Origin of the sequence: Pseudomonas sp. GOM7, assembly GCF_026723825.1 — a bacterium.
Lineage (GTDB): Bacteria > Pseudomonadota > Gammaproteobacteria > Pseudomonadales > Pseudomonadaceae > Aquipseudomonas.
The window spans coordinates 1,444,057-1,458,024 of the sequence record NZ_CP113519.1; the positions used below are offsets into that span (position 1 = coordinate 1,444,057).

The 13,968-nt window shown below is 62.1% G+C and carries 11 protein-coding genes; 1 reads left to right on the plus strand and 10 read right to left on the minus strand.

Features of this window, described 5'->3' with window-relative positions; all coding sequences use genetic code 11:
* Positions 1-2,397 carry an endopeptidase La gene (gene lon, locus OU800_RS06485; RefSeq protein ID WP_268182137.1) on the minus strand — a complete coding sequence of 799 codons (2,397 nt, stop codon included), beginning with the start codon at positions 2,395-2,397 and terminating at the stop codon, positions 1-3.
* A gap of 73 nt (positions 2,398-2,470) precedes the next feature.
* Complete coding sequence (locus OU800_RS06490; protein WP_268182139.1) at positions 2,471-3,175, minus strand: hypothetical protein; 705 nt, start codon at positions 3,173-3,175, stop codon at positions 2,471-2,473.
* A 238-nt stretch (positions 3,176-3,413) separates the two neighbouring features.
* On the opposite strand from OU800_RS06490, the gene OU800_RS06495 reads away from it, so the two are divergent.
* Complete coding sequence (locus OU800_RS06495; RefSeq protein ID WP_268182141.1) at positions 3,414-4,163, plus strand: helix-turn-helix transcriptional regulator; 750 nt, start codon at positions 3,414-3,416, stop codon at positions 4,161-4,163.
* Between the two features lie 130 nt (positions 4,164-4,293).
* On the opposite strand, the gene lpcA is transcribed toward OU800_RS06495, so the two are convergent.
* From lpcA to OU800_RS06535, 8 genes are all read right to left on the minus strand, one after another.
* Positions 4,294-4,881: a D-sedoheptulose 7-phosphate isomerase gene (gene lpcA / locus OU800_RS06500; RefSeq protein WP_268182143.1), complete on the minus strand. Its 588-nt coding sequence runs from the start codon at positions 4,879-4,881 to the stop codon at positions 4,294-4,296.
* Positions 4,882-4,897: 16 nt separating this feature from the next.
* Complete coding sequence (locus tag OU800_RS06505; protein ID WP_268182145.1) at positions 4,898-6,187, minus strand: M18 family aminopeptidase; 1,290 nt, start codon at positions 6,185-6,187, stop codon at positions 4,898-4,900.
* 179 nt (positions 6,188-6,366) lie between these two features.
* Positions 6,367-7,842 (minus strand): outer membrane protein transport protein, encoded by a 1,476-nt coding sequence (locus OU800_RS06510; protein WP_268182147.1) that lies wholly within the window; start codon positions 7,840-7,842, stop codon positions 6,367-6,369.
* A 98-nt stretch (positions 7,843-7,940) separates the two neighbouring features.
* On the minus strand, positions 7,941-8,459 hold the full coding sequence (gene praB, locus OU800_RS06515; protein WP_268182149.1) for an alkane oxidation protein activator PraB: 519 nt from the start codon (positions 8,457-8,459) through the stop codon (positions 7,941-7,943).
* Between the two features lie 606 nt (positions 8,460-9,065).
* A complete protein-coding gene (locus OU800_RS06520) occupies positions 9,066-10,331 on the minus strand; it encodes an efflux RND transporter periplasmic adaptor subunit (protein WP_268182151.1) in 1,266 nt (421 codons plus the stop codon).
* Positions 10,321-11,805: a TolC family protein gene (locus OU800_RS06525; RefSeq protein ID WP_268182152.1), complete on the minus strand. Its 1,485-nt coding sequence runs from the start codon at positions 11,803-11,805 to the stop codon at positions 10,321-10,323. The genes OU800_RS06520 and OU800_RS06525 overlap by 11 nt, the downstream gene beginning before the upstream one ends.
* Positions 11,798-13,012, minus strand: coding sequence for an ABC transporter permease (locus OU800_RS06530; protein WP_268182154.1), 1,215 nt, complete (start codon positions 13,010-13,012; stop codon positions 11,798-11,800). The genes OU800_RS06525 and OU800_RS06530 overlap by 8 nt, the downstream gene beginning before the upstream one ends.
* A complete protein-coding gene (locus OU800_RS06535; protein WP_268182155.1) occupies positions 13,009-13,713 on the minus strand; it encodes an ABC transporter ATP-binding protein in 705 nt (234 codons plus the stop codon). Before OU800_RS06535 ends, OU800_RS06530 begins: the two co-directional genes overlap by 4 nt.
* Positions 13,714-13,968: the final 255 nt, after the last annotated feature.

Genomic DNA, 13,968 nt, shown 5'->3' on the forward strand with positions numbered 1-13,968 from the left:
CTATTCAAAAAGTACCTTTGCTACATCCCCATAGCGTTTGGCGAAGTGCACGGTCAGGCCTTCCTTGAGGTAGTCCGGCAACTCCTCGTAACTGCCGCGGTTGGCCTCCGGTAGGATCAGCTCGAAGATCTTCTGCCGGCGCGCCGCGATCACCTTCTCGCGCACGCCGCCGATGGGCAGCACCTGGCCGGTGAGGGTCAGCTCGCCGGTCATGGCCACGCCTTTCTTCGGCGCCTGGTTGCGTGCGAGCGAAAGCAGGGCGCTGGCCATGGTGATGCCGGCGCTGGGGCCGTCCTTGGGCGTGGCGCCTTCCGGCACGTGCAGGTGGACGAAGGCCTGGTCGAAGAAGGTCGGGTCGCCGCCGAACCGTTTGAGGTGCGAACTGACGTAGCTGTAGGCGATCTCCGCCGACTCCTTCATCACCTCACCGAGCTGGCCGGTAAGCTTGAAGCCGCGGTTGAGCGTGTGGATGCGCGTCGCCTCGATCGGCAAGGTGGCGCCACCCATGCTGGTCCAGGCCAGGCCGGTGATCACGCCGACGCCGGCCAGCACCCGCTCGTTGCGGAACACCGGCATGCCGAGGGCTTCCTCGAGATCCTTGGCGCCAATGCGGATCTTCGCCTCGGGATCTTCCAGCAGCTTTACCACCGATTTGCGCACCAGCTTGCCTAGCTGTTTCTCAAGCTGACGGACGCCGGCCTCGCGGGCATAGCCTTCGATCACCGCGCGCAGCGCCGCATCGCTGATGGACAGGCGCGCCTTCGGCACGCCGGCTTTTTCCAGTTGTTTGGGCCACAGGTGGCGCTTGGCGATGGCCAGCTTTTCCTCGGTGATGTAGCCGGACAGGCGGATCACTTCCATGCGGTCGAGCAGTGGCCCGGGGATGGAGTCGAGGGTGTTGGCGGTGCAGACGAACAGCACCTTGGACAGGTCCAGGCGCAGATCCAGGTAATGGTCGAGGAATTCGACGTTCTGCTCCGGATCGAGGGTTTCCAGTAGCGCCGAGGCCGGGTCGCCCTGGTAGCTGGTGCCCATCTTGTCGATCTCATCGAGCATGATCACCGGGTTCATCACCTCGGCTTCCTTCAGCGCCTGCACCAGCTTGCCGGGCATGGCGCCGATGTAAGTGCGGCGATGGCCCTTGATCTCCGCCTCGTCACGCATACCGCCCACCGAGAAACGGTAGAACGGCCGGCCGAGTGATTCGGCGATGGATTTGCCGATGCTGGTCTTGCCCACGCCGGGCGGGCCGACCAGCAGCACGATGGAGCCGGCGATCTCGCCCTTGAAGGCGCCGACGGCGAGGAACTCGGTGATGCGCTGCTTGATGTCGTCCATGCCGGCGTGGTGCTTGTCCAACACCTTGCGCGCGCGGCCAAGGTCGAGCTTGTCCTCGCCGTTGACGCCCCAGGGCAGGGCGGTGGCCCAGTCCAGGTAATTGCGCGTGACGGCGTATTCCGGCGAGCCGGTTTCCAGGATCGACAGCTTGTTCAGTTCTTCGTCTATGCGCTTCTGTGCGGGGGCTGGCAGGGTCTTGCCTTCGAGGCGGGCGAGAAATTCCTCGCGGTCGGCGCTCTTGTCGTCCTTGCTGATGCCCAGCTCCTGCTGGATCAGCTTGAGCTGTTCCTTGAGGAAGAATTCGCGCTGGCGCTCGCCGATCTGCTTGTTCACCTCGGCCGACAACTCTTTCTGCAGGCGGCCGACCTCCACCTCCTTGCGCAGCAGCGGCAACACCTTCTCCATGCGCTTGAGCATAGGCACGGTATCCAGCACTTCCTGCAGCTCACGGCCTGGGGCGGTGGTCAGCGCGGCGGCGAAGTCGGTGAGTGGCGACGGGTCGTTGGGGCTGAAGCGATTGAGGTAGTTCTTCAGCTCCTCGCTGTACAGCGGGTTGAGCGGCAGCAGCTCCTTGATCGCATTGATCAGCGCCATGCCGTAGGCCTTGACCTCATCACGCGGGTCGGCCGGGGCTTGTGGATATTCCACTTCGGCCAGGTACGGGCCGCGGCGGCTGAGCCAGCCGCGGATGCGCACGCGGGTCAGGCCCTGGGCGACGAACTGCAGCTTGCCACCTTCCTCGCTGACATGGTGTACGCGCACCAGGGTGCCGTGCTCGGGCAGGCTGGCCAGATCGAACTCGCCGTGCTCGTCCGGCGGGGTGTCAACGAAGAACACCGCCATGCACTTGTGCTCGGTGTTGCCGACGCGCGTCAGGGTGCGGCCCCAGGGCTGCTGATTGACGATCACGGGCAGCACCTGCGCCGGGAAGAACGGGCGGTTGTGGATGGGAATGATGTAGAGCTTGTCCGGGAACTGCTGCGCAGGCAGTACCAGGCCAGTACTGCTGGCTTGGACGTGAACTTCGACAGCTTCCGGGGTGTTGTCCTGATCGTTCATGGAGCACCTTTGCGTATGCGTTGGATGCTACATGGGGAGAGGGCTCGGGCTTTTCAACGGCTGCCATGCCGCTTCATGACCACTTCTGACGGATGCGTTGCAGGCGTCGTTCCAGAAGTGGCGTGAACAGGGCGAAGCACTCGCCCGGGGTGATGCGAACCTGGGGAGCATCAATCAAGTCCTCGCGCAGGCGTTCGAGCAGGGCAGGCAACTCGGACTCATCGTCTTCGATATGCAGATGTGAGCAGAGAAACTCCAGTTGTACCCTTAGTCCGGATGGGCAGCGCCCATGATAGGCGGCGCGTACTGCCAGGCCACGCAGGCGAGCGAGATTTTCCTGGGCTCGGCAGGCTTCGCCCAGGCCGCGAATGTCCAGGTGTTGTCTTTGATAGAGGCGATCCTCGAGCTGTTCGAGCACTTCCAGCAGGGCTTCTATCTGGCGACAGTGGCCGTCGAAGTCGTGCGGGTTGCGCCTTAGCATCGGCCATTGCTCGTGCAGCGCTGGTAATTGCAGGTCGGCGCCTGGCCAGTCCTGCCAGAGCTGATCGAGCTCGTCGGCTACCGCATGGCGCTGGGTGATACCCGTGGCATCATGCAGAGCGCCCAGGCCCCGGTGTTTCTGCATCGCCTGGAGCAGATCCAGGCAATGGCGGATGAGCTGGTTGTCCAGTTGCCAGCGCATCTGCTCGCGTCGCGGGGAAGGGTGTCTGCCCAGTACGAACGCAAGGGTTAGCAGTGCCAGCACCAGGGCAAGCATGGTCAAGGGTTCATTGAGCATAAGGCCCGCTTCTTGGGGTGGGCTGAGTAAGGCGGCGTGTCATGGCATGCATGACCGCGTGTCGGCAGTCTAATACATGGGATTGGGCTGAGTGCTCCAATTCTCCAGTTGTAGAGAAATTCGAGGTTTTGAATTGCTTGGGTTGCTATAGGTGCAACTTTTGTTTTTTAGGGTTGCGGCGTTTTTTGTCGAAAGGGAGTAAAGTTGCAACCTTCGCTCCACGTCGCAAGTCCTAGCCATGCTGCAAGCCCGAGTGATTCGCCTGGACGAACAGGCCCATGAACATGCCCATGATCATCATCAGTTGGTGATGTCGCTGGCAGGCCGCGCCGAGTTCGAGGTCGGTGGACGCGGCGGTGAGGTTTGCCGGATGCGCGCCTGCCTGGTGCCGGGTGATGAGGCTCACCAGTTCGCCGGTATGGGTGACAATCGCATGCTGATTCTCGATCTGGATGAACAGGACACGCCCGGCGAAGACCTGGAGCTGCTGCAGCGGCTGTTCGAGAAGCCCTGTTACCCGGCCCTGGATGCAGATTTCCAGAACCTGCTGAGCTACGCCGGCGCTGAGCTGGAGCGCTATGGTAGCGACTCGATCCTGGCGCGTTCCATTGGCGGCGTGCTGTTGCGGGCCTTGCACCTGCGCCTGTTCGGTGAACAGCAGCGGGCGCCGCAGGGAGCCCTGGATCTGCAGCGGCTGGATGGCTATATCGACGAGCATCTGGCACGGCGCATCAGCGTGGCCGAACTGGCCCAGGTGATGTGCCTGAGCCCCAGTCATTTCCATGCCCAGTTCAAGGACAGCGTAGGGCTCACGCCCCATCAATACCTGCTCAAGACTCGTCTCGACCGCGCCGCGCGCATGCTGCGCGAAAGCAATCTGCCGCTGGTGCGGATCGCCGAGGAATGCGGCTTTTCCAGCCAGAGCGCCTTGACCACGGCCATGCGCCGCTACCTGGGCCTGACCCCGAAACGCCTGCGCGTCGCCTGAGTCGATACCGCTGTCGTAGGAGCAAGCTTTGCACGCGAAGCCTTTGCCGCTGCTGTTCACGAGCACAGGAAAGTAGGGTGCGCTGTGCGCACCGCCTCGAGGTGGCCCGGATGCAATCCGGGCTACGTGTTCAGGCGTAGTTCTGCGGGCTCAGCTTACGCTCGATCAGCTCGATGAGGATATGCAGCGTCTTGATGTGCAACTCCTGCACGCGGTCGGCGAAGTCGCCGCCCGGGGCGCAGATGCACACGTCGGCCAGGCTTTCCAGCAGCGAGCCCGGCTTGCCGGTCAGGGCGATGACCTTCACGCCCAGGGCCTTGGCCGCTTCGGCGGCCTTGACCACGTTGGGGCTCTTGCCGCTGGTGCTGAGGGCGATCAGCACGTCACCTTCGCGACCGTGCGACTCGATGTAGCGCGAGAAGATGAAGTCATAACCGAAGTCGTTGGCCACGCAGCTAATGTGGCTGGGGTCGCTGATCGACACGGCGGCGATGCCGGGGCGGTTCTTGCGGTAGCGCCCGGTCAGCTCCTCGGCGAAGTGCATGGCGTCGCACATCGAGCCGCCGTTGCCGCAGGAAAAGGCCTTGCCCTTGTGCTCGAAGCTCTCGATCAGCAGCTCGGCGGCCTTCTGGATGTTGCCCAGCGTCTGTTCGTTGGCGAGGAAGGCCTCAAGCGCACGCTGGGCTTCCTGCAGGCTGTTGCGGATATGTTCGATCATGGCAGGTCTCAGAACCTCAGGGGAGTTCGGGGCTGGAGTAGAAGGCCGTCAGCACCTTCACCAGGTGTTCCAGGTCATGGCTGCCGGCCAGTTCGCGGATCGAGTGCATGGCGAAGGTGGGCAGGCCGATATCGACCGTGCGCACGCCGAGCTGGCTGGCGGTGATCGGGCCGATGGTGGAGCCGCAGGCCATGTCGCTGCGCACCACGAAGCTCTGCACCGGCACTTCGTTCTCCAGGCACAGATGGCGAAAGAAGCCGGCAGTCTCGCTGTTGGTGGCGTAGCGCTGGTTGCTGTTGATCTTGATCACCGGGCCGGCATTGAGCTTGGGCCCGTGGTTGCCGTCGTGCTTGTCGGCGTAGTTCGGGTGCACGCCGTGGGCGTTGTCAGCCGACACCAGCAGCGAGCGCTGGATGCTGCGCACGAAGTCGTCACCCTCGGGCAGCACGCGGCGCAGTACCTGCTCGAGGAAGGGGCCATCGGCGCCGCAGGCGGAGCAGGAGCCCACTTCTTCGTGGTCGGTGCAGACCAGCACGCAGGTCTCTTCGTCGTCCGAGTCGATCAGTGCCTGCAGGCCGGCGTAACAGGACAGCAGGTTGTCCAGGCGCGCACTGGCGATGAAGTCCTGGTTGAGGCCGACGATGGCGGCGCTCTGGGTGTCGTAGAAGCTCAGCTCGTAATCCAGCACCGCATCCGGGTTGAAGTCGTGCTCCATGGCTAGCTGTTCGGCGAGCAGGGCGCGGAAATCGGCGGTTTCGCTGCTGGCCAGTTGTGCCAGGATCGGCGGCAGCTCGTTCTGCGGGTTGATCGCCCAGCCCTGGTTGGCCTCGCGGTTGAGATGAATGGCCAGGCTGGGGATCACGGCGATGGGCTGGTAGAAGTCGATCAGCTGGCTCTCCACCTTGCCGTCGCGGCGGTAGGTCACACGACCAGCCAGCGACAGGTCACGGTCGAACCAGGGCGCAAGCAGGGCGCCACCATAGACTTCCACGCCGAGCTGGAAGAAGCCCTGGCGTTGCAGTTCGGGGCTTGGCTTGACGCGCAGGCAGGGGCTGTCGGTATGCGCGCCAACCAGGCGAATGCCGCCCTCGACGGCCGGGCGTTTGCCCAGTTTGAAGGCAATGAGCGAGGAGTCGTTGCGGGTCACGTAGTAGCGGCCACCGGCCTCGAGGTGCCAGGGCGCGCGTTCGTCCAGATGACGATAGCCAGCGGCTTCCAGGCGCATGGCCAGGCTGCTGGTGGCATGAAAGGGGGTCGGCGAGGCGTTGAGAAAATCGAGCAGGCCTTGGATCAGTTCTTCGCGCATAGGGACTCCGGACAACGATGGCGCGAGTGTAACGCTTTTGCCTTTTCTTGGCAGAACGCTGCATGCATCGAGCGGATAGCTTGTGGCGATCAGGCTAGGTGAGGCGGAACCAAAGGGAGAAAAAACGGATACCGACAGCCCTTCAATCTGCCGGTATCCGCAGTGGCCAAGATGGCCAATCAGAACTTATAGGTAGCGGAGAGGCTGAATACATCCCCCCTGGCTTTCACTTCGCCATCCATGCGTGCGCCGCCCAGGCGATCCTGGTTGACGGTGCGCAGGCGTGCCTTGTCGACGAACTGGCGGGAATAGGCCGCGTCGATGCTCAGGTTAGGCTCGGAAGCGAAACGGTAGCTGCCACCGAAGGAGACGAAGGTGCGGTCACCGTCGGGAATACGCGCATCGCGGGTGGAGTTGCGTGTCGGCGTCTGATCCAGGGCCACACCTGCACGCAGGGTAAGCTGATCGGTGGCGCGGTAGTCGCCACCAATCGCATACATCCAGCTATCTCTGTAGTTATAGGGGATGGCCACCAGGGTGTTGCCGTTGGATTTCAGTTTGAGATCCTTGAACGATGACCACTCGGTCCAGGTGATGCTCGCTCCCAGGGAGAGGCGGTCATTGAACTCATGTACCCAGTCCAGTGTGGCGCTGGCAGGTACATCCAGACGGGATTTTGCATTGGCGCCATTTGAATTCAGGCTCAGGCCGGGAAAGGCCTGCTCGACGGCTGTCTGGTCGCTCCCAAAGAACGGATCGTCCATGAGGGATTGGGAGAACTCATCTGCATAGAAGCTGTACTTGCCCTCCAGCTTGTTGCGAATGCGGGCATGGTAATTGAGGCCCAGCGTATCGCGATCGGTGGGCTTCCAGGCGACGCCGGTAAACCAGCCAAAGGAGGTATTGTCCACCTTGATACGGATCAGGGCATCGCTGAGACCTGAGGGAAGGGGCAGATTCAGCTGTGACGTGGGTGTGCCTGCGGCGGCCAGAATATCGATGTTCTGACTGATGAAGCCTTTGGTGTTCTGAACGATGATGCCACCACCGACCGCGAAGGTGTCGTTGACCTTGAACGACAACGAGCCGGTCAGACCAACCGTTTCGACCTTGGTATCGACGGCGAAATCCTGGCCTTTCCAGTCGCGATCCCAGGTCGTTCTGGCCCCCATGGGCACGACCTGGCTCAAGCCGAAGCTCAGCCGGTCATTGATCGGCATGACCAGGAAACTGGTGGGCAGCACTGCTGCGAAACCGCCTTGGCCACCGTCATTGGTAATGGCGCCATTATCGATGATGCCGCCTGTCGGATTGCCAGCCGCATCACGCTCAAAATCCCGATCCGAGCGCAAGCCGCCTTGATAGTCATAAACATTGCCTTTGAACTTCAAACTAACACGTGCGTGGTGCACGGATACCTGGGCAATGTTCTGATTGATAAAGGCCATGGCGGCTGGATTGTTGAAGGCAGCGCTGGGATCGTTCTTCCACATCGAACCACCCGCGAATGCACGGCCCCAGCCAGGGGTGCCGTAAGTCGGTACGCCGAATGCGCCGGCATGGGCTTGTGAAGTGATAATTAGCGAGCCGGCCAGAGTTGCCAGGCAGAGGGCTCGATGGGGTATGGCAGGAAGTGCTTTATTGTTGTTTCGCATGGCTGATCTCTAATAAGGAGAACTTATTGTTCGATAACCCGCGCGCTCGTCGAATATTCTAATAAGCGCGCGGGTTATTACTTCTTTCGGCTACTCGATCAGTTGACCGAAATGCCCGGTGCCGTGACGTTCAGCGAGCGCAGAGTGCAGCCCCCGGCCAGGGACTGGGCGGAGGTGATGCGCAGGGTGGTGCTGGAGTTGATCCATTGCGCGTTGATGGTGCTTGGGCCCGCGCAGTTGGATGCCGGGATAAAGGGCGGAGCACCGGCAATGGTGAAGCCGACGCCGGAAACGGTGCCGGCCCAGGTATTACCGCCATCGGAACTGGTGGTCGGGGTCAGCGTCCAGGGCAGGCCAGTGATGTTCGCCTGGGCGCACAGCGAGCTGCCGCTGACGCTGACGCCGGTGATGCTGGCGGTGGCACCGCCAGCATCCACGCTGCCATTGAAGGTGACGTTGCAGTTCACCGTGGCACCGAAAGACGACGGCCCGGAAACGGCAATGGTGCCAGTCGCGGTGAAGCTGGAGCCGGTGATGGTGGCAGCCGAGGCCGCGCTCGATACACCCAGGCCGATTACCAGGGCACCCATAGCGCTAAGCAGTTTATGGTTTTTCATTGTTTCCTCACTAACAGAGAGTTGTTGTATGTCTGGCTGTTACGAGATGCACAACAAAAATTCGACTTTCTCTATACAGCCCTGTATTACCCCGATGATTGCACTCGTGGTTCAAGTCAGTCATGGGGCGTACAGTTCATTGAATGCGGGTGGCACCCTGTTAACAGGGATATACCGTTATGCAGGCAATGAACTGTCTTGCAGGCAAGCGGTGAGCTGCCTAATCCCTATATCGAGTAGTGTGTTGTTATTTCTTCAGCGGCGACTGGCCGAAGAAATAAATGGATGACCTGTGCGCAGCACGAAGAAATATCGGCTCGACAGGAAATGGGAAAGGATGAAAAGTTTGTCGGTGAGCAAGTCCATCTGATTCAAGCTCCATGATGTGGCAGTTGAGTCGAGGCAGTTCAAAGAGCGCAGATCGAATATCTGCGGATGAGCTGTTTCGATATCTGCTATCTAAGGTAATCCTCTCAGGCGAAAGGAAACCCCAGCCAAGGATGGGAGGGACTCTGATCGTTCGGTCAAATATGGGAATTTGGGAAGAACGTACTCATTCGCTGTTTCCTTGCCATACCAATGGATGGGGGGCGGGGCTTTGTGCCATCAGTCCGGCACTCGGACATAGCCAGGTTCCAGACCGAAAACCTCCACGCCCTCGGGCATCGAGCGGCCAGTTTCGACTTCGACCTGCCTCATGGGCTGCTGCGGCGTGCTCCGGTAGTCGATGCGCCAGTGTTGTCCGTCTTGCTGCAAAGCAGCGGCCGGCACCACCAGCGCTTTGGCGTTACGGTAGGTGAGGATGCTCAGCTTGGCGCTCATCCCGAGTCTGACGCGACGCATCTGCGCTTCATTCAGGGCGGGAATGGCTACTACCACCTCGAATTGCGAACTGCCGCTGGAGGCGCCGCTGAGCGCCTGCCCGCCCACCACCTTGACGCTGCCGTGCAACTGCTGACCCTCGAAGCCGTCGCCGGTGACCTCCACCGCCTGGCTTTCCTGGAGCTGGTTGACGTCGAGTTCGGCGACACGCGCAATAACGCTCAGCCCCTCGATACTGGCTAGACCGAACAGCGGTTGCCCCTGGCTGACGCGGCTGCCAACCTGCAGTGGGCCTCTGGCTGCTTCTTCGGCGCTGATGCCTGGGGCTTGCACGACGATGCCGGAAAACGGCGCCCTTATTTCACGTGCTGCCAGTTGTTGCTTGAGGGCCTGATGCTTGACCTCGGCATTGGTCAATTCCATTTCGGCGATCTGCCGGTACTCGCCTTGGCCACGCTGGAGCGCGCTTTCCAGCTCGGCTTGTGCCGCGCGCAGGTCGAGGCGTTGGAGACGGGTCTGGCGCAGCAGGTCTTCCAGCTCGTTACGAGGCACGATGCCCTTTTCGTGCAGGGCCTGGGTTTCCTTGAGTTTCTGCTCGTTGCCGTCCAGGCTCATCTGCACGCTGCGCAACGCGCGGCGGGCGCGACTGACTTCCTGGCCGTTTTCCCAGTCCTGCAGTTCTCGCACGTTGCGGCGTGCCTTGAGCAAGGTGGACAGGGCGTCGCGTACCTGCATTTCCAACTCGCTGGCATCCATTTCCAGCAAGCGCTCGCCTTTGGCCACGCGCTGCCCCGGTTCGACGAAGAGGTTCGCGACATTGCCGTTGAAGGGGGCGCTGATGGTGAGAGTTCGTTCTGGCTCGATGCGTCCGACCAGGCCGATGCGATGTTCCAGAAGACTGGGTTGTACCGCCAGCCAGTGGCCGGAGCTGGGTTCGGCGCTAGCGCCTGAGCGAGGTTGAAAGAAAAAGGTAGCGGCCGTGCCGAGCAGCAAGGCTAGGGCGGCCAACGCCAGGCGCAGCCCGCGCCGGTGCGTCAGTTCAATGGTCATTGATGATGATCTCCCAGCTTTCCAGCGTCATGCCCAGGGTCAGATCCAGTTGCGTCTGTGCGTTGAGGTAGGCGATCAGGGCGTTGAGACGGGCGTTCTCGGCGCTCTGCAGGTCGTTCTCGAAACTGAGTACCTGAAAGTTGCTGGAACGTCCGGCGGCCAGCTTGTCCCGTTCGATCGCCAGTTTGCGCTGGGACAGCTCCACGCCGCGCTGGGCGATCTCGTATTGCCGCCAGCGCGTGCCGAGGTCACGCACCACATCCTTGACGTTGCGGATCAGTGCTTGCCGAGCCTCCTCGAGTTGCAGTTGCTGATCCTCGACGTTGACCCGCGCACTGACTTCGCCCTGGCGTCGGCTCAGGTCGCCGATGGGAATGTCCAGGCGCAGCCCGGCATAGCTATCCCAGCTTCTCTGGGCACCGTTGTCGTAGGGGGAGCCATAACGGTCGCGTGCCTGACTGGCGCCAATCTCGACGGAGAGATCCCACTTGCTCTGATCCTTGGCGAGCAGCAGGTTGATGTCCGCCTGCTGGCGCTGGATCAGTTGGCGTAAATAGTCGGGTTGCTGATGTTCGGCCAGGCGTATGGCCTGCTCGGGGTCGATCTCTATCGCCTCTGCCTGCAGGGTGTCGGTCGCCCGCACGGGCGAGGAGAGATCCAGCGCGAGCAGGCGCAACAGTTCGAGCCGGCTGGTGTCCACCAGGTTAGCCGCCTCTTCCACGCCGAGTTCCTGGCTGGCCAGGCTGGCTTCGGTCTGCACGGCATCGAACTCTGCCATGCGTCCGGCCTGGATCATGGCGCGGTTGACCTCCAGCAACTCCCGCGAGCGCTGCAAGGCGGCCTTGGCGATGCGCAGTTGCTCCTGAGCACGTAGCAGGTCGCGATAGGCATAGATGATCGCTGAGACGGTCTGCGCAATGCTGGCCTTGAGCCCGAGACGATTGGCCTGCTCGGTGAGGCGGGCGAGCCGCAGCGGGGCCGTGGTGACCTCTCGTCCACCGCCGCGTAACAGTGGCTGGATGATGCTGAAGTCGACGCCGTCGTTGCGCCGCCAGCCAGCCATGTCGGCTTCGCTGTGGTACTTGTTCCAGCCAAGGCTGATGCGCGTGCCGTACTCGCCCAGCAGCGTGGTTGTCGCGCCGAGCTGAGCGCTGCGCTCACGATCATCATGGCCGCGAGCAGCGCGGTAGCTGCTGGACAGATATAGCTTGGGGCTGAAGGCGTCTTCAGCTACCCGCAGGTCGAACTTGTCGGCGATCCGCCACAGATAGGCGCTCTTGATCGAGCGGTTGTTACGCAGCCCGAGAAAGACGGCATCGAGCAGGGACAAGTCCGCCATTTGCTCGCTGAGCAGAACCGGGCTTGCTGGGGCCGGCATGCTGGGGGCCGAAGGGCTCAGCGGTTGCTCTCGTGCTGCCTGGGACGGAACGCATGCCATGACCAGGAGCACGGCAACTACCAGCCGTTCATTCATCACGCAAGGCCTCCACCGGTTGCAGGCGTGAGGCGGTCATCGCCGGATGCAGGCCGAAGAACAGGCCGACCAGCAGGGTGCTGCCGAGCCCCAGTGGTAGCGCTCCCGGTTCCAGCGAGAATGCCCAACCCGAGACTTGGGCGTAGCCCCATGCGCCCGCCACCCCCAGCGTGGCACCGAACAGCGCGCCGATGCTGGTCAGTGCTAGCGCTTCGACCAGGAACAGGTTGCGGATGTCGCGTTGGCGTGCCCCCAAGGCCAGGCGTATGCCGATCTCCCGGCGGCGCTCGTTGACGTTCATGAGCATCACGTTCATCACCCCCACTCCACCACCCAGCAGGGAAACCAGGCCAAGGGCGGCGAGCAGGTAGGTGAAGGTTCTGCTTTGCTGCTGCATGCCTTCGAGAATCTGCTGTGCATAGGAAAGAGTGGGTTGGCTGCTCCCCACAAGGCGGCGAGTGACCGCTGCACTTAGCTGCTCCCCGGCCAGCGGCACCTGTTCGGCGCTCTTGGCGCGGGCCACCACATGGCTCAGGTGCGCATGGGGGTCGAGGCGTGGCATGCCTTCGAGTGGAATGAAAAGGGTTTCGTTGGCATTGAACGGCAGCAACAGGCCAGGGGCTTCCTGCTTGAGTATGCCGACGATCTGAAACTGATAGGCATGCAGGCGCAAGCGGTCGCCAAGCCCGAGTGGAGCGTTGGGCTGGCTCAGCGCCTGGGCCAGCGATGCACCGATCACGGCATAGGTTTCTCGGCGATCGAAGCTCGACAGTGCGCGACCTGCCTCGATGGGCAGGCGTGCCGCCTCGAACAGCTCAGGGGTGGTGGCGATGATGTTGGCATTGCTTTGCTGGCCATTGAATATCGCAGGGGCACCGTAGCTCATCAGCGGCGCCAGGCTGGCGATGGCAGGCGTTTCCTGGCGCAGCGTGTCGACATCCAGGCGCAGGGGCAGGCCGTCTTGCCCCTGCGCCTGTGGGGGTAATTGCAAGATCAGGGTGTTGCTGCCCAGGTTGCGGAAGATCGCCAGCGATTGTGTCGCGGCATTGCCACCGATATTGAGCAGGGCGACCACCGAACAACTGCCCATGACGATACCCAGCAGGGCCAGCAAGGCGCGTTTGCCCAGTGTGCGCAGGCTGCCAATGGCTTCGAGCAGGATCTGCCTGACAGTCGGGCCGCCCGTTTCCGGTATCACGGCGATCATCGCTGGGTCGACTCGTATAGCTGCCCTTGGCGCACTTCGATCTGACGTGCCAGGCGGCTGGCGATATCCGGGTCATGGGTGACCACGATCAGCGTGACACCCTGACGGCTGTTGAGGTCAATCAGCAGCTTCATGATCTCCTGGGCTGTGGCGGCATCCAGGTTGCCGGTCGGCTCGTCGGCGAGGATCAGCGCGGGATTGCCGATCAGCGCACGGGCGATGGCGACGCGCTGCCGTTGGCCGCCCGACAGGCTGGCGGGGCGGTGGTCGCCGCGTTCTGCCAGGCCGACCTGTTCGAGCATGGCATGTGCCTGCACACGTGCCTGCTTTGGCGGGATACCGCGATAGGTGAGGGGCAGGGCGACGTTATCCAGCGCACTGAGCCGAGGCAGCAGATTGAAGCTCTGGAACACGAAACCGATCAGGCGGTTGCGCAGCGCAGCCAGGTCGTCCGTGCTGGCCTGGGCGATGTCCGTGCCATTGATGTGGTAACTCCCTGTATCGGGACGGTCGAGCAAGCCCAGAACGTTGAGCAGGGTGCTCTTGCCCGAGCCGGAGCGGCCGATTAGGGCGCAGCTTTCTCCCCGTTCGATGACCAGGTTGACGTCTTGCAGGATCGGCAGCGTCCTGTCGGCCAGCCGATAGCACCTGCCGATGTGCTGCAACTGGATGAGCCGCGCTTCATCGTTGTTCTCGAACATCCCTATGCACTACCTGCGTCCACGTCGATGTACCGGCTGGCATCGTCTCTTCAGGCCTGCAGCGCCTATACGGCAGCCTGCCAAAGGTTGGTCAGGCTTCTCCAAGGAGTGGAGGAACCAGCCGTGCCAACTTTCAGGATTGGCAGTGCTGGCTGACCTGGGTAGCCAACTTTCTTCTGGTTTGCGGGGTAGGTGTTACCGACGCCCACACAATCCTGATGAGGTGGGTGGGCAATGCTCTGGAGTAATCGGGAG

Bases quoted from the DNA above. Each gene is read 5' to 3' on its own strand.
- lon (WP_268182137.1), bottom strand. From the start codon at position 2,397: ATGAACGATCAGGACAACACCCCGGAAGCTGTCGAAGTTCACGTCCAA.
- praB (WP_268182149.1), bottom strand. From the start codon at position 8,459: ATGAAAAACCATAAACTGCTTAGCGCTATGGGTGCCCTGGTAATCGGC.
- lpcA (WP_268182143.1), bottom strand. From the start codon at position 4,881: ATGATCGAACATATCCGCAACAGCCTGCAGGAAGCCCAGCGTGCGCTT.
- OU800_RS06510 (WP_268182147.1), bottom strand. From the start codon at position 7,842: ATGCGAAACAACAATAAAGCACTTCCTGCCATACCCCATCGAGCCCTC.
- OU800_RS06525 (WP_268182152.1), bottom strand. From the start codon at position 11,805: ATGAATGAACGGCTGGTAGTTGCCGTGCTCCTGGTCATGGCATGCGTT.
- OU800_RS06495 (WP_268182141.1), top strand. From the start codon at position 3,414: ATGCTGCAAGCCCGAGTGATTCGCCTGGACGAACAGGCCCATGAACAT.
- OU800_RS06520 (WP_268182151.1), bottom strand. From the start codon at position 10,331: ATGACCATTGAACTGACGCACCGGCGCGGGCTGCGCCTGGCGTTGGCC.
- OU800_RS06490 (WP_268182139.1), bottom strand. From the start codon at position 3,175: ATGCTCAATGAACCCTTGACCATGCTTGCCCTGGTGCTGGCACTGCTA.
- OU800_RS06535 (WP_268182155.1), bottom strand. From the start codon at position 13,713: ATGTTCGAGAACAACGATGAAGCGCGGCTCATCCAGTTGCAGCACATC.
- OU800_RS06530 (WP_268182154.1), bottom strand. From the start codon at position 13,012: ATGATCGCCGTGATACCGGAAACGGGCGGCCCGACTGTCAGGCAGATC.
- OU800_RS06505 (WP_268182145.1), bottom strand. From the start codon at position 6,187: ATGCGCGAAGAACTGATCCAAGGCCTGCTCGATTTTCTCAACGCCTCG.